At 67.4% G+C, this 20,111-nt stretch carries 21 protein-coding genes and 2 tRNA genes; 10 read left to right on the top strand and 13 right to left on the bottom strand.

All coding sequences use genetic code 11. The features are described from left to right. Positions 1-25 precede the first annotated feature (25 nt). From B5Y19_RS20665 to B5Y19_RS20655, 3 genes are read right to left on the bottom strand one after another with little or no spacing between them, the layout of a single operon-like run. A complete protein-coding gene (locus B5Y19_RS20665) occupies positions 26-1,423 on the bottom strand; it encodes an NAD(P)/FAD-dependent oxidoreductase (RefSeq protein WP_055727856.1) in 1,398 nt (465 codons plus the stop codon). After that, positions 1,420-1,716 carry a (2Fe-2S)-binding protein gene (locus B5Y19_RS20660; protein ID WP_055727857.1) on the bottom strand — a complete coding sequence of 99 codons (297 nt, stop codon included), beginning with the start codon at positions 1,714-1,716 and terminating at the stop codon, positions 1,420-1,422. The genes B5Y19_RS20665 and B5Y19_RS20660 overlap by 4 nt, the downstream gene beginning before the upstream one ends. Further along, complete coding sequence (locus tag B5Y19_RS20655; protein ID WP_055727858.1) at positions 1,697-2,815, bottom strand: NAD(P)/FAD-dependent oxidoreductase; 1,119 nt, start codon at positions 2,813-2,815, stop codon at positions 1,697-1,699. The genes B5Y19_RS20660 and B5Y19_RS20655 overlap by 20 nt, the downstream gene beginning before the upstream one ends. A gap of 90 nt (positions 2,816-2,905) precedes the next feature. Between B5Y19_RS20655 and B5Y19_RS20650 the strand changes: the two genes are divergently transcribed. Beyond that, positions 2,906-3,823, top strand: coding sequence for a LysR substrate-binding domain-containing protein (locus tag B5Y19_RS20650; RefSeq protein ID WP_055727859.1), 918 nt, complete (start codon positions 2,906-2,908; stop codon positions 3,821-3,823). 22 nt (positions 3,824-3,845) lie between these two features. Here the strand turns inward: B5Y19_RS20650 and B5Y19_RS20645 are convergent, their stop codons facing one another. From B5Y19_RS20645 to B5Y19_RS20605, 9 genes are all read right to left on the bottom strand, one after another. Then, positions 3,846-5,204: an MmgE/PrpD family protein gene (locus B5Y19_RS20645; protein ID WP_055727860.1), complete on the bottom strand. Its 1,359-nt coding sequence runs from the start codon at positions 5,202-5,204 to the stop codon at positions 3,846-3,848. Between the two features lie 20 nt (positions 5,205-5,224). Further along, on the bottom strand, positions 5,225-6,775 hold the full coding sequence (locus B5Y19_RS20640) for an ABC transporter substrate-binding protein (RefSeq protein WP_055727861.1): 1,551 nt from the start codon (positions 6,773-6,775) through the stop codon (positions 5,225-5,227). 149 nt (positions 6,776-6,924) lie between these two features. Next, positions 6,925-8,061, bottom strand: a complete 1,137-nt coding sequence (locus B5Y19_RS20635) for an NAD(P)/FAD-dependent oxidoreductase (protein ID WP_055727862.1) — start codon at positions 8,059-8,061, stop codon at positions 6,925-6,927. A gap of 43 nt (positions 8,062-8,104) precedes the next feature. Beyond that, on the bottom strand, positions 8,105-9,232 hold the full coding sequence (locus B5Y19_RS20630) for an NAD/NADP octopine/nopaline dehydrogenase family protein (protein ID WP_055727863.1): 1,128 nt from the start codon (positions 9,230-9,232) through the stop codon (positions 8,105-8,107). 345 nt (positions 9,233-9,577) lie between these two features. Beyond that, positions 9,578-9,808 carry a hypothetical protein gene (locus B5Y19_RS26760; protein ID WP_139384495.1) on the bottom strand — a complete coding sequence of 77 codons (231 nt, stop codon included), beginning with the start codon at positions 9,806-9,808 and terminating at the stop codon, positions 9,578-9,580. 37 nt (positions 9,809-9,845) lie between these two features. Then, on the bottom strand, positions 9,846-10,388 hold the full coding sequence (locus tag B5Y19_RS20620) for a class I SAM-dependent methyltransferase (RefSeq protein WP_244555665.1): 543 nt from the start codon (positions 10,386-10,388) through the stop codon (positions 9,846-9,848). Positions 10,389-10,621: 233 nt separating this feature from the next. Next, on the bottom strand, positions 10,622-10,900 hold the full coding sequence (locus B5Y19_RS20615) for a DUF1488 family protein (protein ID WP_176168677.1): 279 nt from the start codon (positions 10,898-10,900) through the stop codon (positions 10,622-10,624). Positions 10,901-11,486: 586 nt separating this feature from the next. Beyond that, positions 11,487-11,571: transfer RNA gene (locus tag B5Y19_RS20610), tRNA-Tyr, on the bottom strand. Positions 11,572-11,741: 170 nt separating this feature from the next. Further along, positions 11,742-12,302 (bottom strand): AAA family ATPase, encoded by a 561-nt coding sequence (locus tag B5Y19_RS20605; RefSeq protein WP_055727867.1) that lies wholly within the window; start codon positions 12,300-12,302, stop codon positions 11,742-11,744. Positions 12,303-12,396: 94 nt separating this feature from the next. Between B5Y19_RS20605 and B5Y19_RS20600 the strand changes: the two genes are divergently transcribed. Then, positions 12,397-13,203 carry a TrmH family RNA methyltransferase gene (locus B5Y19_RS20600; protein ID WP_055727868.1) on the top strand — a complete coding sequence of 269 codons (807 nt, stop codon included), beginning with the start codon at positions 12,397-12,399 and terminating at the stop codon, positions 13,201-13,203. A gap of 6 nt (positions 13,204-13,209) precedes the next feature. Here B5Y19_RS20600 and B5Y19_RS20595 read toward each other — a convergent pair whose 3' ends face one another. Then, the gene (locus B5Y19_RS20595) at positions 13,210-13,740 is read right to left on the bottom strand and encodes a hypothetical protein (protein ID WP_079592017.1); all 531 of its coding nucleotides are present in this window, start codon (positions 13,738-13,740) and stop codon (positions 13,210-13,212) included. Between the two features lie 366 nt (positions 13,741-14,106). Between B5Y19_RS20595 and B5Y19_RS20590 the strand changes: the two genes are divergently transcribed. The 8 genes from B5Y19_RS20590 (at position 14,107) to B5Y19_RS20555 (ending at position 20,108) form a co-directional block, all read left to right on the top strand. Further along, on the top strand, positions 14,107-15,717 hold the full coding sequence (locus B5Y19_RS20590; protein WP_055727870.1) for an MFS transporter: 1,611 nt from the start codon (positions 14,107-14,109) through the stop codon (positions 15,715-15,717). A gap of 198 nt (positions 15,718-15,915) precedes the next feature. Further along, a complete protein-coding gene (locus B5Y19_RS20585) occupies positions 15,916-16,209 on the top strand; it encodes a GYD domain-containing protein (protein ID WP_055727871.1) in 294 nt (97 codons plus the stop codon). A 172-nt stretch (positions 16,210-16,381) separates the two neighbouring features. Next, positions 16,382-16,456 (top strand) — tRNA-Thr (locus B5Y19_RS20580). A 127-nt stretch (positions 16,457-16,583) separates the two neighbouring features. Continuing rightward, positions 16,584-16,871: a hypothetical protein gene (locus B5Y19_RS20575; RefSeq protein WP_244555664.1), complete on the top strand. Its 288-nt coding sequence runs from the start codon at positions 16,584-16,586 to the stop codon at positions 16,869-16,871. A 93-nt stretch (positions 16,872-16,964) separates the two neighbouring features. Then, positions 16,965-17,546: a hypothetical protein gene (locus B5Y19_RS25865; protein ID WP_139384494.1), complete on the top strand. Its 582-nt coding sequence runs from the start codon at positions 16,965-16,967 to the stop codon at positions 17,544-17,546. A 118-nt stretch (positions 17,547-17,664) separates the two neighbouring features. Further along, on the top strand, positions 17,665-18,126 hold the full coding sequence (locus B5Y19_RS20565) for a hypothetical protein (protein WP_055727873.1): 462 nt from the start codon (positions 17,665-17,667) through the stop codon (positions 18,124-18,126). 77 nt (positions 18,127-18,203) lie between these two features. After that, entirely contained in the window at positions 18,204-19,187 is a 984-nt protein-coding gene (locus B5Y19_RS20560) for an MBL fold metallo-hydrolase (protein WP_055727874.1), read from the top strand. Between the two features lie 147 nt (positions 19,188-19,334). Beyond that, the gene (locus B5Y19_RS20555; RefSeq protein WP_055728014.1) at positions 19,335-20,108 is read left to right on the top strand and encodes an NAD kinase; all 774 of its coding nucleotides are present in this window, start codon (positions 19,335-19,337) and stop codon (positions 20,106-20,108) included. Positions 20,109-20,111: the final 3 nt, after the last annotated feature.

Raw genomic sequence — 20,111 nt, 5'->3', positions numbered from 1 at the left:
TCGAAGCCTTGTGCAGATACCGGCATCATGCGGCGTTGTCCGGCTGCTCGAGCGCGGCGAGTTCGCCGAGCGTGACCGGCTTGAGCGGTGGCCTGATGCGGTAGAAGCCCAGCGCCTCCGGCGGGCGGTTCTGCGCGCCGCCGAGGATGTGCATGACCGTGTAGCCGCATTGGCGGCCCTGGCAGGGTCCCATGCCGGCGCGGGTGAAAGCCTTCACCTGGTTGGTGCCCGGCCGGCCGACCGCGGCGCGCGCGCGCAGGGTTCCCGCCGTGACCTCCTCGCAGCGGCAGACGACGGTCTCGTCAGGCGGCGCGAAGACCTGCGGGCGCGGCTCGTAGAGCGCGTCGAGGAAGGGCCGGAAGGCGAGCTCGCGTTCGAGCAGCTTGCGTGCGGGCGCAGCCTCCGCCTCCGCCATCGCGCTCGAAACAGCACCCAGCCGAGCGGCGACCGCCAGCCCCGCGAGGGTTCCGCGATGCTCGGCGGCGATGGCGCCGGCAATGCCGGCCCCGTCGCCGGCGACGAACAGGCCGGGCTGCGAGCTCTCGCCCCAGCCGTCGAGCACCGGCGCATAGCAGTGCTGGTCCCGCCGCCATTCGACCTTGCAGTCGAGGGCGAGCGGCGCATGGATCGAGGGTACCAACCCCTCATGCACGAGCAGCACCTCGGCCGGCGTCTCCTGCCAGGTCCCGCCCTGCCTGCGGTAGCGCAGGCTCTGCAGCCTGCCCTCGCCCCTGCCCTCGATCTCGGCGACATGCTTGACCATCTTCACCCCCGCGCGCTTCAGGGCGAGCGTCCAGGCGACGCCCTTCCAGAGGTCGCCGGCCTTGCCGAGCGCCGCCGGCAGATGCCGCAGCGCCGCGCCGAGGCGCCCGGGCGGGGTGGTGTCGAGGAAGCCTGCGACCTTGCCGCCGGCCGCCAGCAACTGTGTGATATAGAGCAGCGGCAGCGGCCCGCTGCCGGCGATCCAGACAGGCTTCTCCGGCACCTGGTCTGCCGTCTTCAGCAGGATCTGTCCGGCACCGACGGTCAGCACGCCCGGCAGGGTCCAGCCCGGGAACGGCACCGGGCGCTCCTGCGCGCCGGTCGCCAGGATCACCGCCCTGGCCGAGACTGTGCGGGCCTTGCCGCCGCTGGTGACGAAGGCCCGGAATCCGGGCTCGATCTGCCAGAGCTGCGCGCCGGGCTCATAGGCCGCCCCGCAGCCGCGAAAGGCTGCGGCGCGCGCGGTACCCGCGAGATAGGAATCGCCCAGGCGCGCGCCGCGCGGGCTTGCCGCGACGGTCTCGACCGAGCGCCAGATCTGGCCCCCGGGCGCGGGCTGGTCGTCAACGACGAGCACGTCGAGGCCATGGCGGCGGGCAGCGACGGCGGCCGCCATGCCGGCAGGGCCGGCGCCGACGATGAGAAGATCGACCGCGCTCATGCCGACAGCACCCGGCGTCCGAGCTGACGGGACACGCGCATGCCGTCGCGCACCGTGGTCAGGCAGGTCTGCACCGAGCCCACGCCGTCGACCTCGGCCAGGCATTCGAAGCATACGCCCATCATGCAATAGGGTGCTCGCGGCGACTGCGACACCGTCGAGGTCCGGTTCCAGCCCTCGGGTTGCCGCAGCAGGACCGCCGCGAGATTCTCGCCCGCCTCGGCCGATACGGTCTTGCCGTCGATCAGGATCGTCACGGCCGACGGGCCGGGATCATGCAGCTTTCGGAACATCGAAACGTCTCTGGTGGAAGGGAGTCAGGAAGTCGGGCAGCTCGCCGTCGCGGATCGCGCGGGCGAGTTCGCGTGCGTGGAAGGCTGCCAACGTCACGCCGGAATGGCAGAGCGCGACGAAGGCGCCCGGATGCGTCTGCGACTGCGCGTAGATCGGATAGCTGTCGGGCGTCATGACCCGTAAGCCCGCCCATTGACGCACGAGCTTGGCGCCGGCGAGATCGGGCATGATCTCCACGGTCTTGCGGCTGAGCCGCGCGGCGGCGTCGCTGGTCGTGGAGAGGTCGAAGCCGGTCTCTTCCTGCGTCGCGCCGATCATGACGGTGCCCTCGCCTGTCTGGCGCAGCCCGCTCGCCGGCAGCGGCAGGAACGGCTCGAACCGCTCCGTCACGAGCACCTGCCCCCGCTGCGGGCGCAACGGGACGTCGAGCCCGACTTGCGCGGCGAGCGCGGCAGAGCCGAGGCCGGCAGCGATGACGATGCGCGGCGCAACCAGCTCCTCCCCATCGAGGAGCAGCCGGAAATCCGCCCCGACGCGCTCGATCCTGAGGACCATCGCATTGCTGCGCACCACGCCCCCCTGGCGGACGATCCCCTCATGCAGCGCCATCAGAAGTCGGAGCGGGTTGGCGTGGCCGTCCAGGCGGCCGAAGCTCGCTCCGGATACCGACTTGCCCAAACGCGCCCTGGGCAGAAGCCTTTCCAGCGCCGTCCGGTCGATCATCTCCCAGTCGGGCTCGCCGCCATCCCACTGGTTGTGAAGCCGCTGCAACTGGGCGCGGCGGTTCTCGAAGCCATCCTCGCCCATGCAGAAGGCGATGCCGCCATTGTTCTCGTAAGCGAGGTCTGCCCCGCAGAGCCCCTCGACCTCGGTGGCGAACTCGCGCCAGAGGCCGACGCTGGTGCGGGTCAGCGTCTGGTAGGCGGGCAGGCCCATGCCCTTCCCCTGCAACCAGACCAGCCCGAAATTCGCCTGTGCGGCGCGATAATCCCGGTCGCCGCCGTCGAGCAGCATGACGTTCTGCTTGAAGCCCGCGAGGCCGTAGGCGATCGCAGCGCCGACAGTCCCTCCCCCAATGACGATGATGTCCGGTCGCATGCGATTTCCCTTGCCCGGACACAGCTAGGGCCTTACTCGCCATTTCGTCAAAGTCGAATTTATGGATACTCTATTCCAAAAGGTTATGACATGGCGCGCCAGCTCAATCTCCGCCAAGTAGAAGCCTTCAAGGCCGTCATCGAACACGGCACGGTGAGCCGCGCCGCCGAAGTGATGAACGTCTCCCAGCCCGCAATCAGCAAGCTGGTCGCGCATCTGGAGGAAGACACGAGCCTGCGCCTGTTCGAGCGGGTGAAGGGCCGCCTCGCGCCGACACCCAATGGCATGCGACTCTACAGCGAGGTCGATCGCATCTTCGCCGGCCTCCGCCAGGTGGAGAACGCGGTCGAGACCATCCGCCGCGACGAGCAGGGCCGCCTGCTCATCGGCGTGATGCCCGCTCTTTCCGGCTCCTTCATCGAGCGCTCGACGACGGCGTTTCTCGCGCGGCAGCCGGGGGTGTTCTGCTCCGTCCAGTCGCGCAGTTCACAATGGATCACGGAAGGGATCGTGGACCGAAAGCTCGATGTCGGCCTGGTGATCGCGCCGATCGACAACCCCTATACCGACACTGAGCCGATGATGGGCCATCCCGTGGTCTTCATCGCGCCGCTCGATCACCCGCTGGCCGCGAAATCCGTGATCCGACCCGAGGATCTGATCGGTCAGCCATTCATTTCCTTCGACCCGGAGAGCCACACCAGCCTGCGTACCACTGCCACGCTCAAAGCACATGGCGTAGTCCCCAATACGGTCATGGTGGTGAACGTCTCGCCGACCTTGTGCGAATTCGTGGCCGCCGGTGCCGGCGTCTCGCTCGTGCATCCGCTGATTGTCGGCGGCCTGCGCGACAAGCTGGCGATCCGCCGTTTCGAGCCGGCGATCCAGCTCGACTTCTATCTCTGCCGCGTCCGCGACAGCCGCAATGCGCGGCTCGTCGATGCATTCCTGGAGGCCGCCCGCGAGGTCGCGGCGGAGATTTCCCACAGCATGCCCGCGATGGATTGACGCGAAACGGCTTGCCGGCCCGTCAGGCTGGAGACGCCGGCCCGCCCAGCCGCAATTCGCGGAAGGCAGCGACGAGTGCGCCAAGATCGCCCCGGCGCAGCCCGTCGACCGCACCGAGGAGCCGGTCTTGCTGCACATCCCCTGCGGTGCGGCGCGTGACGATGCGCAGCTTTTCCTCGAGCTCCTGCCACGATGGCGGCGCGCTCGCCTCACCGCGCGGCGCGGTGATCCCGGAGACGTAGCGGCGCCCACCTGCCTCGATGGTCACGCGGGTCAGCGTTTCCGCAGGGAAACGGGCCTCGATCTCAGGGTCGAGCCGGAGCGAAACCTTGCGCGCAATGGCGACGATCTCCGGCCGCTCGACGAAATCCGCGGTGAGCGGCAGCAATGCCTCGCGACCGTGCAGGGCGACCAGGCCCAGGCAATAGGGGATGCTGAACTGGATCTCCGTGAACCCTTCCGGGTCCGGACGGTTGGTCAGCCTCAGCGCGCCGCTATAGCTGTCGACCTCGATCGCCTCGATCGCGTCGGCGGCGATGGCATGCCGGGCCATCAGTTCAAGCAGTGCCTCCACCGGCGCATGGACATGCCTGCAGCAGCAAAGGAACTTGAAGTAGCTGCGGGCAATGTAGAGATTGTCGCCGAGCCCGGCGACAATCTCCGCGCTGCGGAAATGGCTGTCCGTATCGAGCAAGGCGAGCGGACCGCTATGTCCGTTCTCGGCGAGCGCGAGCGCGGAGATCGCCGTTACATCAGACCACGGGATGCCTTCCTTGACATCCGTCCCCTCCAGCGCCGGAAAGGCCGGCCCCGCTCCGGCATGTAGCTGGTTTGGCGCGCTGGCGCCGGCAATGGCGAAGGCCTGCGCAAGCTGCTCCGGGGGCGTGCCCTTCAGCAGCCCGGCCGCAGCGACGACGCCGTAGCCCGACCACATGCCCGTATTGGCATAGAAGCGCCGCGCAGCGCCGACCGAGACGCCCACCTCATAGCCGACGACGATCGCCTTCAGCAGATCATCGACCGCAGCACCGACCTGCTGGGCGACGGCAAAGGCTGCGGGAATGATCGCGGCGCCAGGATGGCCACGGGCGATCCTGTGTCCGTCGTCGATGTCGAGCGCCGCCGCGGCGGCGCAGTTCGCCCAGACGGCCCCCAGGAGGCTGGACCGTTCCCCGGTGAACCAGATCGGATAGTCCCCGGCCCCGTACAACATGCGCGCCGCGCTGCGTGCGGCGCGCGGCCCCGGCGCATCGACACCGGAAGCGGCCGCGGCGACGAGATCGAGAATGCACCGCAAGGCGGCCTCGCGCGCTTCCGTCGTGAGCGGCGCCGCGCGCGCCGCATGGACATAGGCGGCGAGCGCCTCGATCGTGCTGGTCATGGATCAGTACGCAGCCCGGCTCACTGCGCCTTCACGGTGGTGAGCTCGGTGATCGGCGGGGCGAGGTTCATCGCGCCCTTGAGCTCGTAGCCGAAATCGAGGCGGTCGCTATGCGCCCAAACCTGGCGCAACTCGAACAGCGGGATGGCGCAGACATCCTCCATGATCTTGCGCTGGGCTTCCTTCCAGAGAGCCAACTGCTTGGCCGGATCGGCCTCGATGCGCGCAGCGTCGATCTCGGCATCCGCCACGGAACAGTGCGAGAAGTTCGTGACGCCGGTGGGCGTGCCGACGATCGCGCGCGAGTGGAAGAACTCCGACAGATAGGTATCTGCGATCGGGAAACGGGCCGCACCGTAGAAGACCATGCCGCTCAGGTTCTTGCGCGATTGCGCCTGATAGGTGGCGTGGTCGACGACCTGCATGTCCAGCTTGATCCCGACCTTGGCCAGTTGCGACTGGATGATCTCCATGAAGGGCTGCTGCGCCGAGATGTTCGAGACGATCGACTTGATCGTGAAGCCGTCCTTGAATCCCGCCTCTGCCAGCAGGGCCTTCGACTTGGCGAGGTCGAACTTGTAGGCGGCCGAGCAATCCTCGCCGAGATAGCCGGGGGGCACCACGGAGCAACCCTTGGGGCCGACATCCTTGCCGACGAAGCGGACGAGGTCGTCGACATTGATGGCCGCCGCCACCGCCTGGCGGACCTTCACATTGTCCAGCGGCGGCATGGTCCGGTTCAGGCTCAGCGTACGGAACTCGCCGGGTGCGAAAACGTCGACGTTGAAGCCGCCGCGCTTGCGGGCGTTATCGACCCAGCGCTGCTCGCGCTTGCCGTACATCAGGTCGATCTCGCCGGAGCTGAAGGCGAGCTCGCGGGCGCTGTCGGACGCGATGGCGCGGGCCATGATGGTGTCGATCTTGGGCTTGCCGCGGAAATAGTCCTTGTGAGCGGCGAGCTTCACATATTGCTGCGTCACCATCTCGACGAACTGGAACGGACCGGTCCCGACGGGATTGGCGCCGAACTTGTCGCCGAGTTCCTCGGCGGCCTTGCGGCTCACGATGTTGCCGCCATGGTAGTTCGAGACGCGGCCAAGGAAGTTGACGTCAGGATATTTCAGCGAGACGCGAACGGTGTAGTCGTCGACCTTCTCGATCTTCTCGATGGCGCGGAAGTCGTTCGCGAAGGTGGAACGCTTGGGGTCGCCCGACCGGGTCAGCGAGTAGACCACGTCGTCCGCGGTCATCTCGCCCCAGCTGCCGTGGAATTTCACGCCTTTGCGCAGGTAGAAGGTCCAGACCTTGCCGTCGGCGCTGCGCTCCCAGCGCTCGGCCAGATCGGCCTCGAGGTCCTTGGGATCGGCGCTGCCGGGCTTGAAGCGGACGAGGCCGTTATAGATCCAGCCGACCATGGCCTTGTCGCTCGTGGCGCTGGCGCGATGGGCATCGAGCGTCGACACGTCGCCGGCGCCCGAGCTCGCCCTCAGCACCACCTCCTGGGCCGTGGCCAGCGCGGGCAGGCAGACGGTAAGGGCCAGGCAGGAGAGCCGCAACGCAGCCTTGATCATGTTCGAACCTCCGAGATGGTATTTTTCTGGTCTGATGATGACGGGCGCAGCTTGGACATGTCCAAGTCGAAATCGCCGGAAGCCTATTCCTGCAGGTTATAGACTCCGGCCGAAGTAATATTCCGGCGACAGGGTGCGTCTCGCCCAGCTCAATCCTCCCGCCAGGCGACGGCCGCTGGCGCGTTCTCCTGATGAAACCGGTCCGGCCTGAAGGCCGCGAGTTCGTTGCGTTCCTTGCCGGACAGGATTTCTTCGGTGATCAGTTGGCCCAGGAAAGGGGCGAGCGTGACGCCGCTATGCGTCACGGCGACGTAGTAGCCCGCCAACCCTCCGATGGGCCCGATCGCCGGCTTGCCGTCGGCAGGGAGCGCCCGGACACCGATGCGGACCGCCTCGGCCTTCGCCCGGCCGATCGACGGCACGACCTGCGCCGCGATCGCGACCAGTTCGCTCGCCTCGCGAAGGGCGGTGTCGACAGGGGTGCCCGGCAAGATGGTGCGATCATAGTGATCCTGCCGGATCACGATCCGTCCTGCCCCGTCCGCCCGCATGTGGCACTGTGCGGCCAGAACGACCGTGCGCAGATTGGCGGCGACCGGGGCCGTATAGGCGAGCATCCCGGAGGTCGGCGCGAGCGGAACCTGAAGGCGCTTCTCGTCCGTGATCGAGTTCGACCAGCACCCGGTACAGTTCACGACGAGGTCGGCCGGAATCTCGCCCGCCGCACAGGCGACGCCGACCGCCTTGCCGCCGCGAACGACGAGTCTCGCCGGACCCTGCTCGGTCAGCAGCGTAGCGCCCAGCCGTACGGCCTCACGCAGGAGCGTATGGGTGATCAGGACGGGATCGACCCAGCCTTCATCGGGGAAGAAGCCGATCGGCGCATCGCCCACGGCAACCGGGTCGATATCCGGCTCGATCTCCCGCAACCGCGCGCGGTCGATGATCTCCGCCGCATAGCCCCAGTCGCGCAGGCGTTCGACGCGATCGTTGAAGACGTCGCGGTCCTCGCCGGGCGCAGCCCATTCGACGGTCCCAGCGCCGTGCCACCAGCCGCCCTGCGGAAATCTTTCGCGCAACGCGCGATGCGCCTGCATGCCGCCGATGTTCAGGTCGTGATAGGCGCGCGGTGTCTTGCGATGAGCATTGGTCCAGGCGAAGCTTCGCGCCGAGGTGCCGTCTCCGACACGCCCGGCCTCGACCACCGTGACTTTTGCCCCGCCTTCAACGAGCCGGAAGGCGACATTCGCGCCGACGATGCCGGCGCCTATCACGACGATGTTCATGGCTGGGTGGCCCCGTGGTCCATCTGGTCAGGTAGGGCCGCGCTCAGCGCGCATCGAAACCGCTTGCGAGCAGCGCCGCGATCCCGGCCGCATCGAGCCCATCCAGGCCAAGCTTCTCGAGGTTCCAGCCGCTCTGCCAGTAATCGCAGCCATGCATGGCGTTGGTGTAGTTCACGGTCGCGTCGAGCATCGGCGTCGCGACGCCCAGCGCCCGCGCCAGTGCGACAGCCGGGACGAGTTGGGTGGGAACATCCTCGCTGAGATAGCGATAGCGCAGGTCCGGGGGACTCTTGACCTGCTTGTAACCCGGCACGGCGTGAACGACCTCATAGAAGCTGTCGCCGGGAACGCCATAGGATTGCTTCAGGATATCGGCGAAGGTCGTCAGCGGGGCGCCGAGCGCCTTCAGGATCTGCTGCCGCTCGGCATCGACCGCATCGATGACCCGGGCGATGCTCGGGGTGATCTCGTAGCTGTCGTAGACATAGGGGCCGTCCGCCTCGATGCGGGCCGCATTCATGATCATCGGGATGGGATGGAGTCCCATCGCGGCGCCGGCGAAGCCGGTCTCGATGGCGTTGGCGTTGGCGATCAGTTGCGGGAAGTCCGCGGCGAGCCGCTCCAGCAGTTCCTGCGTGCGCGAGGCCGGGAAGACGCCCACGGGCAGGATCTTCTTCTTGCTGGCGATACGCAGAGCATTTGGGCCGGCATTGCGGCCACCCAGCGGCATCGCGGAGGTCTGGGCCACGAGCAGATCGGGAGCGCCCGCCTTCGCCGCGATCCCGGCAACCAGCAGCGCTCCGCCAAGACCACCCGGGCAGAGCAGGATGATCTGATCGTTACGCAGGCTTCCGGCAGATGCGGTCAGGATTTCCTCATAAGCCGTCTGTGGCGTCATGAAGATCAGGACCTCCGCAGCCTCGACAGCAGCCGTGATAGCGGGGGCGACCTCGATACCGGTCACCAGCGCACGCTGCTTGCCGCCGACGACGCTCTCGACCTGACAGTCGACGTCAAGGCCGGGCGCGGCAGCCAGCGCATCCAGGGCTGCCTTGCGAGCCGCCTGCTCCGCCACGATGACCCGATTGCCGGCCAGACTAAGCTCCGCCGCGAGCGCGAGCGCGTGCTCCGTCGCCCCGATGACAGCGTAGGTTGTAACGGCCCGAGTCATGGAGAGGTCCTTAGAGTTACGGAATGCGATGTGCGGCGCCGGAGCCGCCGTGGCCAGGCGTCCGCGCCTGCCGACAGACTCACGCAGCCCCAGCGATCATCCCGCCAAGTCGCACAGTAGAATTGGCGCCGAAGGGACGAATACGAAAATAATCCGCCACGCGATTGCTTCGCATGACGTTGTCTTACTCAGAAATCTCGCATTCTGTAGGTATTAACGTCAAATTCCAATTGCTTCATCAGGCATTCCAAAAGGTTATGCCCCAGGAATTCCGATAGTTTTAATATGAAAAATCCCCCCCTTTATGGGCACGGGCGAACTGGCGAGGCGTTCGGGCTAATCGATTCACACCATCCGCATTTTTGCGGCGACGGCCTTCGGGATCGCATTGTCGAGCAACTGCTCGGCCAGCGGCTTCCTGAGGGGGGCGTTCTCGTCCTCGAGCGTCTTCAGCCGGCGCGCGACCTGCTTCGTGCCGATGGTTGGTATCTGCGTTCCGTCAAGGATCGGCTGACCGGAGCGCCGGAGGATAGTCCCGAGGAGAATCGTAGGCCGAGGCCCCATCAACGTCCTCACGCAGGCGCGGATTCCGGCTCTGAAGGGAGGGCGGCAGTTACGCAGCGCGTCTGTACGCAAAGTATCGACCTTCCGGAACCTCGTCAGGCAATGCCAACGGCTCGAGCTTGTCATGCTCGAGCGCCCAACCGCTCACGATGATCGCTCCGGTCATTGCCAGTGCTGCGACATGGGCCGGCAACCACACGAATGCGGCGGCGTCTTGCTCGGGCACGCCAACCGTGACGTCGACATGGATAAGCACCGCCGCCGCCCCATGCTGTTCCACAAACGCCGGAAGCGTCTTTGCCATATCGCCGACGACGAGGAATTGTGCGGGCGGCATGGAAAACGGGTTTGGCTTCGGCTCCAAGTCAAACACATGGATCTCTCGGCCCGAAAGCAACTCCCGCAGATGGTCGTAGGTCCGCCCATTGCCGAGGCCTAGCTCCAGAACGAGCCCCTCCCGATCCCGGATCATAGCTGCCGCCCAGTTCAAAACTGCCCGCTGCGCCTCGAGGCGGCGAATGAAGCTGTCCAGCCGGCTCATAAGCTTCCGTTCATCGAACGGCCCGCGGTGGTATTCGATTGGCTGCGGCAAACTCTCGTGCAGGTTCTACGAATCAGGCCGCAGAGGCAACCGCCAGATCAGCGGCGAAGACGTCTTCGACTCGGCTCCGCGCCGAGATCGACCGCTATACCGCGCTGAAGGCGAAAGCCAAGGCAGCCGCCCGGATCGATCGCCGGGCCTACGGGGCCGGTCCCGAGGCTGAGCCGCACGGCGACGTCCCGGGACCACAAGTGAACGGAACTCACACTCGGTCGCACGGACTCTCAGAGCAGGTTCGCAAGCATGACTTGCACGATCGAATTGCCTTCGGAAACACCCGCCCCCAGCAGGCGCGCAGCAGCGGACGCGATCACGCCGCAGTGCAAGTAGAACTGAGCGAGACATTGCTTGTCGCTTTCGAGTTCATCCGGCCCGAGCTCACGCAGCGTCGAAGTGCCAATCAGGCAGGTCGCTCGCCTGGTTCCATCAACCATGCAGAATCGAACGCCCTGCCGCCAGTTCGCGAGGTCCGGTGCTGTATGCGCATCGAAAACGAAAGCCATGGCCAGCCTCATCAAATCGAATGCGGGGAAGTTCCTCGAAGAATGCGCCGGAACCTGAGTTTCTCGGGCCGGCGCCCCAAGCTCAGCTGCCTCAGAATGGGTGAAGTCCGCTCTGCAAAGCAATTTTCGAAAGCTTACCCAGCGCTGGCACCGGCATTCGAGCCCGATCCCCTTTCCGAAGCTCACGGAAACGTGCCGTTCGATCCAAGGAGGCGGGGATGAGCGACAGCCATTGGCGCAAGACGGCTCGCGACGCCATCGATCGGCCACACGCCGGCCTAAGCCGCGATATCGCTGCCCCGCGCCGCCGCCACGGTCACACAAGCCGACATCGCCCGCACGGTTCGCGCGGTCGCTCAGGCGCGCGTGCGCACGGTCTCAGAGGTGGCGCCGGACGGAACCATTCGCGTGCTGATCGGGGAGAATGCTCGGCAGCAGCAAGACCTCTCGCAAGTCACTGTTGAGCAGGAAGAGGAGGTCGTGCTGTGATTCAAGATATGCCCGGCCCGCGCTTTCCCGCACCTCGCCATCAGGCGCGGGAACCGCCGCTAAAAAAGAAGGGAAATCAGATTCTTAAGAAAAAAGATGGTGGGGGAAGCAGGACTCGAACCTGCGAAGGCATAGCCAGCGGATTTACAGTCCGCCCCCTTTGCCGCTCGGGACATTCCCCCGCCTGCGCCCTGATCGGCTCTCGGAGCCGAGGGCCGCCGGTGTGTCGCTTTTGCGACGACCGGCAGGCGCGGCCGGACTTATGGTGACCGGGTCGCTCCCTGTCAACGGCAAAAAGACCGATCGCGCGAATTCCCTGTGCGGACGCTTCGTCGCGGGGGCGCCGCGTCGCTCAGCCCGAACCGGCGAGATGGCCCAGAACGAAGGCGATCCGCGCCTCGACGCTCGCCAGCGGCAGCGGAATCGGATCGTAGCCGTGCCGCGCATAGCTCGCGACCATGGCGTCATGGGTCCTCTCCGCCTCGGCGAGATCCTGCCGCCGCTCGGCATCCTGGCTGAAGATCTCCGGCCAGGGCGGCGCGATGAAGACCGTCCGGCGATAGCGGAAGCGAGCGGCTGCCCGGTCGACATGCTCCGGCACGGGCAAGCCGCAGAGCGCGAGGTAGCCCGCAATATCGGGCAGGCCGCGGTCGAAGAAGACGAGACCCTCCTGCTCCTGCCCCTGCGCATGGCTGCGCAGATCGGCCGAGAGCATCAGCTCGGCGAACAGCACCCGGTCGGCCCAGGGAAGGCCCCTGCCCCCGATCGCCTGCTGGTCCCGGATGATCGCCCGCCCGGCCTCCGGCCGCACGGCATGGCCCCGCGCCGCCAACGCCTCGATCATTGTCGTCTTGCCCGCACCCGGCCCGCCGGTGATCACGACCAACCGGTCGGTGGCAGCTTCGTCCGTCATTTCTGTCCTCCATGATGTGGGCCCGGCGCCGTCTTCGCGCTGGCCAAGCGATCCGCGCCGTGGCACGGCAATCCGGTGAAGTCTGGAGAGAGCGATGGCGCCGCCATTCCGCCCGAAACATGCCCGGCCCGCGGGAGGCCGTCCCGGTGGCCCTCGCCGTGCCGGCGGACCGCCGCCGCATCGGCCGGGCGATATCGACGAGGCCGTGCTCTACGGCGTCCACCCCGTCGTCGAGGCGCTGCGCAACCCGCAGCGCCGGCATAAGCGGCTGCTCGCCACCGAGAACGCGCTGCGGCGGCTGCAGGAACTCGTCGGCACCACCTTGCCGGTCGAGCCCGAGATCGTGCGCCCTTCCGAGATCGACCGCCTGCTGACGCCCGATTCGGTGCATCAGGGACTCTACCTCATCTGCGAGCCCCTGCCCTCGCCCGATCTTGACAGCCTGCCCGACGATGCCGTCGTGCTGGCGCTGGACCAGATCACCGACCCGCATAATGTCGGCGCCATCCTGCGCTCGGCCGCCGCCTTCGGCGCCGCCGCGGTGATCGTCACGATCCGGCATTCGCCGGCCGCCACCGGCGTCCTCGCCAAATCCGCCTCGGGCGCGCTGGAGCATGTGCCGCTCATCGCCGTGCGCAATCTCGGCGATGCGCTGGAGACTCTGGGCAAGCGCGGCTTCCTGCGGATCGGCTTCGATTCGGACGGCGACGTCGCGCTCGACGACGTCGCGCTGCGCCGCCCGCTGGTGATGGCGATGGGTGCCGAGGGGAAGGGACTGCGCCAGCGCTCGCGCGAGCTCTGCGACCATGTCGCCCGCCTCGAGGTTCCGGGCGCGATCACCAGCCTCAACGTCTCGAACGCGACCGCCATCGCGCTCTATGTCGCGAGCCGCCGTCGCTGAGCGGGATCAGCGGCGCGGCACGGTGAGCAGCAAGGCGCCGGTCTCGGCATGCGCGAACCGGCTGCGGACGCCGGCCCGCTTCTCATCTCCGCCCGCCACCCGGATGACGCGCGCGACCGGCCGCGAGGCCGGCCCTTCGAGCCGGTAGATCGTCGGCTCGGGCGTCGGACCCCGCCGGATACCGCTGCGCACCGGCAGATTCTCGAAGGCGTCGGGATCGATTGGCCGGATCTCCGGCGCCGGGCGCTGGACGACGGTCAGCCCTGGCCCCGGCATCATCGTATCGAGCCAGGGCCAACCGGTTCCGGCCCAGTCGAAGCCGCGGTGATGGCGCAAATGCGCCCGCCCGGCCCGCCAGGGACCGGCCGGTCGCATCGCCGGCAACGCACGCGGGCTAAAGCGCATGGCGGGGCGGGCAAAACCCGGGGCGGCCACCGGCGCCGGCCCGATGCTGCGCCCGGCCGCGAAAGCCGTCGGCGCAAACAGGCCCGCCGCTACGAAGACCGCGCAAGCCAAGGTGACGACAAGCCGCGACATCGCGCGCCTCCCCTTCCGCATCTGGTCCGGCCTCCGACTTGTGATTATAGTGTTTCGGCCGCCGCGCGAAAGCCTCTCATCCAGCATCGTCGCGCCGCCGCCCAAGCACTCCCCAATAGTCTTAAGACGAACGGTGCAAGACCAAGTGCTTGATTGCCCCTGCGACAATCTGCGCGCAAACCTCTGATCCAGGCTGGCATGGCGGGATTCTTTCGCCGTCCGGCAGCGCGATCATCGCCACGACAGAAGCGCGAGGCGCGCGGAACGAGGTAGCCGGGCATCCCCCGGCTTCAGGCTTCACCAGGGGAGACAAGCGCCATGAGCATGGCATCACAGACATCGGACTCGAGGGCCGCCCCTCGGCCGATGACCAAGGAAGAAAGGAAAGTCATCATCGCCTCGTCGGCCGGCACGGTCTTCGAGTGGTATGACTTCTATCTGGCGGGCTCGCTCGCCGCCAACATCGCCCAGACCTTCGTCCCCGGCGACAACGACACGGCGAAGTTCATCTTCGTGCTCTTCGGCTTCGCGGCCGGCTTCGCGGTCCGCCCCTTCGGCGCGCTGTTCTTCGGCCGCCTGGGCGACATGATCGGCCGCAAATACACCTTCCTCGTCACGATGACCGTGATGGGCATCTCGACCTTCGTCGTCGGCCTGCTGCCGAGCTTCCAGACGATCGGCTATCTCGCGCCTGCAGCCTTCATCATCTGTCGCCTGCTGCAGGGCCTCGCGCTCGGTGGCGAATACGGCGGCGCCGCGACCTATGTCGCCGAGCACGCCCCGATGGGCCGACGCGGCTTCTATACGTCATGGATCCAGACGACCGCGACGGTCGGCCTGTTCCTGTCGCTGATCGTGATTCTCGGCCTGCGCCTGAGCATGTCACCGGAAACCTTCGCGGCCTGGGGCTGGCGCGTGCCATTCCTGCTCTCGATCATCCTGCTCGGCTTCTCGATCTGGATCCGCCTCCAGCTCGCCGAATCGCCGGCCTTCGTGAAGATGAAGGAGGAAGGCACCCATTCGAAGGCCCCGCTCTCGGAAGCCTTCGGCAACTGGCAGAACGCCAAGATCGGTCTGATCGCGCTGCTCGGCGGCACCGCCGGCCAGGCCGTGGTCTGGTACACCGGCCAGTTCTACGCGCTGTTCTTCCTGACGCAGACGATGAAGATCGACGGCACCACGGCCAACCTGCTGATCGCGCTGTCGCTGCTCGCCGGCACGCCGTTCTTCATCTTCTTCGGCTGGCTCTCGGACAAGATCGGCCGCAAGCCCATCCTGCTCGCCGGCTGCCTGATCGCGGCGCTGACCTATTTCCCGCTCTTCACCATGCTGGCGAAGACCACCAATCCGAAGCTGATCACCGCGACGGACACGGTCAAGCTGGTGCTCACCTCCGATCCGGCGCAGTGCGGCACGCTCTTCGATCCGGTCGGCGTCCGCACCTTCACCAAGCCCTGCGACGTCGTCCGCCGCACGCTGGCGACCAACTCGATCCACTACGATCTGGTCCCCGGCCCGGCCGGCTCGCCGCTCAAGGCCTCGATCAACGGCGCCGATGCGCCCGCGACCGCCGCCGAGCTCGTCGCTGCCGCCCAGGCCGCCGGCTATCCCAAGGCCGGTGACCCGACCATCCTGAAGACGCCGTCGATCGGTCAGGTCCTGACCGACAGCCGCGCCCTGCAGGCCACGGGCATCCTGTTCATCCTGGTGGTGTTCGTGACGATGGTCTACGGCCCGATCGCTGCCCTGCTGGTCGAGCTCTTCCCGACCCGCATCCGCTACTCGGGCATGTCGCTGCCCTACCACATCGGCAATGGCTGGTTCGGCGGCTTCCTGCCTCCGACGGCCTTCGCCATCGTGGCCGCCAGCGGCAACATCTTCTCCGGCCTCTGGTATCCGATCATCGTGGCACTCGGCACCTTCGTGATCGGCCTGCTCTTCCTGCCGGAAACCAAGGACCGCGACATCCTGAAGTGATCCTCACTTCGGACCGCCATATCGGCCCCGCCCGCAAGGGCGGGGCTTTTTTCTTGCCGTCGGCCTCTGCCGCGCGCTGTGCTATCCTTACGTAAGGTCCGGCGGGACTGGCTGAAGCCAATCCTAACAGGCGGCGCGATCGAGCCGCCGCCCGATACTTCCGATGAACAGACCGGACCGGTTTCAGGGAGTAGCGCGATGACGACCTACATCATGCTCGCCAATTGGACCGATCAGGGCGCCCGCAACGTCACGGCCTCGCCAGGCCGCCTCGACTCGGCCAAGCAGGCGATCAAGGAGATGGGAGGCGAGTTCAAGGCCTTCTTCATGACCATGGGCAGATACGACATGGTGATCGTCTGCGAGGCGCCCGACGATGCGGTGCAGGCGCGCCTCTGCCTGCAGCTCGGCATGCTCGGCAATGTCCGCACCGAGACCCTCAAGGCATTTCCGGAAGCAGCCTATCGCGAGATCATCCGTTCGGTCGGCTGAGCGGCGGGCCGGACCGCAGGATCCACGAAGGCCCTCGCGGCGCCTGCATCCGCGGCACAGCCGGGCCAGCTACACCGGAGACGCTTGCCCTCGCAGCCACCGGCTGGTAACCGCTACGGCACCGCCGAGGCATTACTTCCTCGGCGGCAATCTTGGCCGACCAGCCAGAGGCGCCGGCTTAGCACAGCGGTAGTGCAGCGGTTTTGTAAACCGAAGGTCGGGGGTTCGATCCCCTCAGCCGGCACCATTTTCTTCAGGTTTCCCAGGCTCTCGTCATGCCACGACGTCGTGTGGCGGGATTGACATCCGCCGTGCCGGAGGAACGTTTGACGGGCGGAATCGTTGTCAGGTTCTCGCCAGTTCGGGAGGCTTCGATGAAAGCCATCGCTCTCATGCTCGTTCTCGTGCTGAATGCAGGGATCGCGGCCGCCCAGACGCGCCCGTCGACAGTCACGCGCCCCTGCGCGGCCAGCCAGCGGGACGTTCAGACCAACGGAGCGATCGTGCTCGGCACAGGCGGCTTCACCTATGACCGCTTCGTCCGCGATCGCAGCTTCTGCCTGCGCGACGAGGTGCTCAAGCCGGCCTGGGTCCAGAGCCGCGACAGCGATGCCTGCTTCGTCGGCTATCGCTGCACCAACGAGCCCCCCTGGTTCGACTGAGCAGCGTCCTTCACGGAACCACGCATGGGCGCAAGGCGTTTCCCCGGACGGGCGCAATCCGGGAAACGTCCGGGAAGCCCGAAGGAGGTTCGCATGCGTCGTCTCCTGTTCGCCGCCACCTATGCGATTCCGCTGCTGTTGGCCACGGGTCTCACGGCTTCCGCACAACCGCGTTTCGGAGGAGGTAGCTTCCACTATGGCGGCGGCTTCCGGACTCACGGTCTCGGCGCGCCCGGCCTCGGCATGAGGCCGATGGGCATGAGGCCGGCCTTCCCGGCCTATCGCGCCGGCTTCCGCCCCGGCTGGCAGGGCGGCGGCTGGGGCCGCCCCGGCTTCTATCCGAATCGACCCTATTGGGGCGGTGGTTACCGGCCCTATTGGGGCGCGGGCTACCGGCCCTATCGCCGGTACTGGGGCGGCTATCCCTATTGGGGCGCCGCCGCGGGCCTTGCCACCGCCGCGACGATCGGAGCGATCGCGAGCTACCCGTCCTACTACCCGGACTATCCCGCCTATCCGGTTTATCCGGCCTATGAGGTCGCGCCGGCAGGGGATGGCGGCCAATGCGCCACGCCGGTCAAGGTCTGCACGCTCTACGAGCCCGCGCCGCTCGGCGTCGGCTGCTCCTGCCGCGTGCCTGGCGGCCGCGCCCGCGGCACCGTCGTCGGGCCTTGACCTGCGGCGGCCACGACCGGGCGATCGAACGCTGGCCGCCCGGCCTCCTGATGGGTTAGATGTCGCGGCCTGACCGCCGCCGCATGCGGCTCGCTGCTCGATTCCCGTACGGAACGGAATGGACGACCGGACGCATCTTCTCACCCTCGCGACGCGCTGCGAGGCATCCAGCAAGCCGAACCGCGAGCTGGATGCGGATATCTACGAGGCGCTGGGCTTCACCGTGCGGCGCAAGCCGACGCGGCTCGCCACCCGGCGCACGCCCGCAGGCGGCATCTATCAGCATGGCTCCTTCTGGAAGACGCTCGGCGCCGTCAGCGCCGATATCGACGTGGCGGTCTCGCTGCTGCGCCAGAAGGCGCCGGACTGGAGCTGGAGCCTGCAATGCCTTGCCGGTGACGACCCGGTCGCCTTCCAGGCCCTCGTCGCCGACTGCTCCGGCCAGGGCGTCATGGGCTCTCTCGCGCTCTGCGCCGCGATGCTGCGCGCCCTCGCCCGGCGCCCACCGCCAGAAGCGGAGAAGGCCGCAGACGACTCGCCGCAGGCGCCTGCCCGGCCGAACGGGCTCACGGAAACTTGACCCATCGGCAAGTCGCCGCGGTTGAACGCGCTCCCCTCGCCGCTACTCTGGCGGCGCCCCGAGGAGAGACCCATCCGATGCACGATACGCCCTTTTCGCGCCGCGCTGCCCTTGCCGGCACAGGCGCGCTCATCGCCGCTGCGACACTGGAGCTGCCCGGCTTCGGCCCGGCCAAGGCACAAGGAGTTCCCGTGAACCAGGCCCCTGGCTTCTACCGCTACAAGATCGGCGACATCACGCTGACGGCGATCAATGACGGCTTCGCCCGCCGCCCGCTCGAAGGCTTCGTCCGCAACGCCGAGCTGGCCGACGTCAAGAAGGCGATGGAGCAGGCCTTCCTGCCTCAGGACGCGCTGAACATCACCTTCACGACGCTCGCCGTCCAGCATGGCGGCAAGCTCACCTTGATCGATACCGGCAACGGCGATTCCGGCGCACCGACCTCGGGCCGCTGGATGACGAACTTCAAGGCGGCCGGCTTCGACCCGAAGGACGTCTCCACCGTCGTCTTCAGCCATTTCCACGGCGACCACATCAACGGCTTCCGGCTCAAGGACGGCAGCGCCGTCTTCCCCAATGCCGAGGCGATGGTGCCGGCAGCGGAATGGGCGTTCTGGATGGACGACGCGAAGATGAATGCCGCCCCGGAGGCGATGAAGGGCGCCTTCGCCGGCGTGCGGCGCGTCTTCGGGCCGATCGCCAAGGACGTGAAGCAGTTCGAGCCCGGCAAGGAAATCCTGCCGGGGCTGACCCCGGTCGCGGCGCCCGGACACACGCCGGGCCACACCGTCTTCGCCCTGGCCTCCGGCACCGGCAAGCTGATGATCATGTCGGACACAACCAACCACCCGGCGCTCTTCGTGCGCAACCCGGACTGGTCGGCGGTCTTCGACATGGACGGGCCGCAGGCTGCCGCCACCCGCCGCAAGCTGCTCGACATGGTTTCGGCCGAGCGGATGCAGGTCGCCTTCTACCATGCGCCCTTCCCCGCCGTCGGGCACATCGCCAGGGACGGGAGCGGCTTCGACATGGTGCCGGTGCAATGGAGCCCGGCCATCTGACCGGCTCTCCGTAACGCCTTCGACAGGCCGGGCCCCGCGCCCGGCCTTTTTCGTTGCGCGACTTTCTCGCTGCCGCGGCCTCGCGGCCAGCGGCCCGGCCGTGTTAAGCCTGCGGCGATACCGTGGCCTGCCGCTCCAGGATACATGATGACCGAACGTTTCGGCGCGATCTCCTTCGTCGCCAGCGACACCCCGGAAGCGCAGGCGGCGCTCGACAAGCTGGTCGAGCGCTACGGCAATGCCGCACCGGCCGCGGCCGATGTCGTGGTCGCGCTCGGCGGCGACGGGCTGATGCTGCAGACGCTGCACCGCTTCCTCGGCACCGGCAAGCCGATCTACGGCATGAATCGCGGCTCGGTCGGCTTCCTGATGAACGAGTTCAAGGAGCGTGGCCTGCGCAAGCGCCTCGAGGCGGCCGAGCGCAGCGTCGTGCATCCGCTCTCGATGCAGGCCGTCGACCAGAACGGCGCGACCGTCCAGGCCAAGGCGATCAACGAGGTCTCGCTGCTGCGCCGCTCCTATCAGGCGGCGAAGCTGCGCATCTCGGTCGACGGGCAGGTCCGCCTGTCGGAGCTGATCGCCGACGGCCTCCTGCTCGCGACTCCGGCCGGCTCCACCGCCTACAACCTCTCGGCCAACGGGCCGATCCTGCCGCTCGACGCGCCGCTGCTGGCGCTGACGCCGATTTCCGCCTTCCGGCCGCGCCGCTGGCGCGGCGCCCTGCTGCCGGACCATGCCGAGGTCTTCATCGAGGTGCTGGAAGCCGACAAGCGTCCGGTCAGCGCGGTCGCCGACCACACCCAGATCGACGAGGTCTGCTCGGTCTCGATCGCGATCGACCGCAGCGTCGATCTCGTCATGCTGCACGACCCCGGCCACAGCCTGGACGAGCGCATCCTGCGCGAGCAGTTCGGCTACTGAACC

The sequence above is a fragment of the Allobosea thiooxidans genome, from assembly GCF_900168195.1.
GTDB lineage: Bacteria > Pseudomonadota > Alphaproteobacteria > Rhizobiales > Beijerinckiaceae > Allobosea > Allobosea thiooxidans.
Note: the sequence above shows the minus strand (reverse complement) of the source record. Positions and strands in the feature narration are given on the sequence as shown.

What these genes read in the sequence shown, in the direction of transcription:
- B5Y19_RS20665 (WP_055727856.1), bottom strand. Translation starts at nt 1,423, where the DNA reads ATGAGCGCGGTCGATCTTCTCATCGTCGGCGCCGGCCCTGCCGGCATG.
- B5Y19_RS20660 (WP_055727857.1), bottom strand. Translation starts at nt 1,716, where the DNA reads ATGTTCCGAAAGCTGCATGATCCCGGCCCGTCGGCCGTGACGATCCTG.
- B5Y19_RS20655 (WP_055727858.1), bottom strand. Translation starts at nt 2,815, where the DNA reads ATGCGACCGGACATCATCGTCATTGGGGGAGGGACTGTCGGCGCTGCG.
- B5Y19_RS20650 (WP_055727859.1), top strand. Translation starts at nt 2,906, where the DNA reads ATGGCGCGCCAGCTCAATCTCCGCCAAGTAGAAGCCTTCAAGGCCGTC.
- B5Y19_RS20645 (WP_055727860.1), bottom strand. Translation starts at nt 5,204, where the DNA reads ATGACCAGCACGATCGAGGCGCTCGCCGCCTATGTCCATGCGGCGCGC.
- B5Y19_RS20640 (WP_055727861.1), bottom strand. Translation starts at nt 6,775, where the DNA reads ATGATCAAGGCTGCGTTGCGGCTCTCCTGCCTGGCCCTTACCGTCTGC.
- B5Y19_RS20635 (WP_055727862.1), bottom strand. Translation starts at nt 8,061, where the DNA reads ATGAACATCGTCGTGATAGGCGCCGGCATCGTCGGCGCGAATGTCGCC.
- B5Y19_RS20630 (WP_055727863.1), bottom strand. Translation starts at nt 9,232, where the DNA reads ATGACTCGGGCCGTTACAACCTACGCTGTCATCGGGGCGACGGAGCAC.
- B5Y19_RS20615 (WP_176168677.1), bottom strand. Translation starts at nt 10,900, where the DNA reads ATGGCTTTCGTTTTCGATGCGCATACAGCACCGGACCTCGCGAACTGG.
- B5Y19_RS20605 (WP_055727867.1), bottom strand. Translation starts at nt 12,302, where the DNA reads ATGACGGACGAAGCTGCCACCGACCGGTTGGTCGTGATCACCGGCGGG.
- B5Y19_RS20600 (WP_055727868.1), top strand. Translation starts at nt 12,397, where the DNA reads ATGGCGCCGCCATTCCGCCCGAAACATGCCCGGCCCGCGGGAGGCCGT.
- B5Y19_RS20595 (WP_079592017.1), bottom strand. Translation starts at nt 13,740, where the DNA reads ATGTCGCGGCTTGTCGTCACCTTGGCTTGCGCGGTCTTCGTAGCGGCG.
- B5Y19_RS20590 (WP_055727870.1), top strand. Translation starts at nt 14,107, where the DNA reads ATGACCAAGGAAGAAAGGAAAGTCATCATCGCCTCGTCGGCCGGCACG.
- B5Y19_RS20585 (WP_055727871.1), top strand. Translation starts at nt 15,916, where the DNA reads ATGACGACCTACATCATGCTCGCCAATTGGACCGATCAGGGCGCCCGC.
- B5Y19_RS20575 (WP_244555664.1), top strand. Translation starts at nt 16,584, where the DNA reads ATGAAAGCCATCGCTCTCATGCTCGTTCTCGTGCTGAATGCAGGGATC.
- B5Y19_RS25865 (WP_139384494.1), top strand. Translation starts at nt 16,965, where the DNA reads ATGCGTCGTCTCCTGTTCGCCGCCACCTATGCGATTCCGCTGCTGTTG.
- B5Y19_RS20565 (WP_055727873.1), top strand. Translation starts at nt 17,665, where the DNA reads ATGGACGACCGGACGCATCTTCTCACCCTCGCGACGCGCTGCGAGGCA.
- B5Y19_RS20560 (WP_055727874.1), top strand. Translation starts at nt 18,204, where the DNA reads ATGCACGATACGCCCTTTTCGCGCCGCGCTGCCCTTGCCGGCACAGGC.
- B5Y19_RS20555 (WP_055728014.1), top strand. Translation starts at nt 19,335, where the DNA reads ATGACCGAACGTTTCGGCGCGATCTCCTTCGTCGCCAGCGACACCCCG.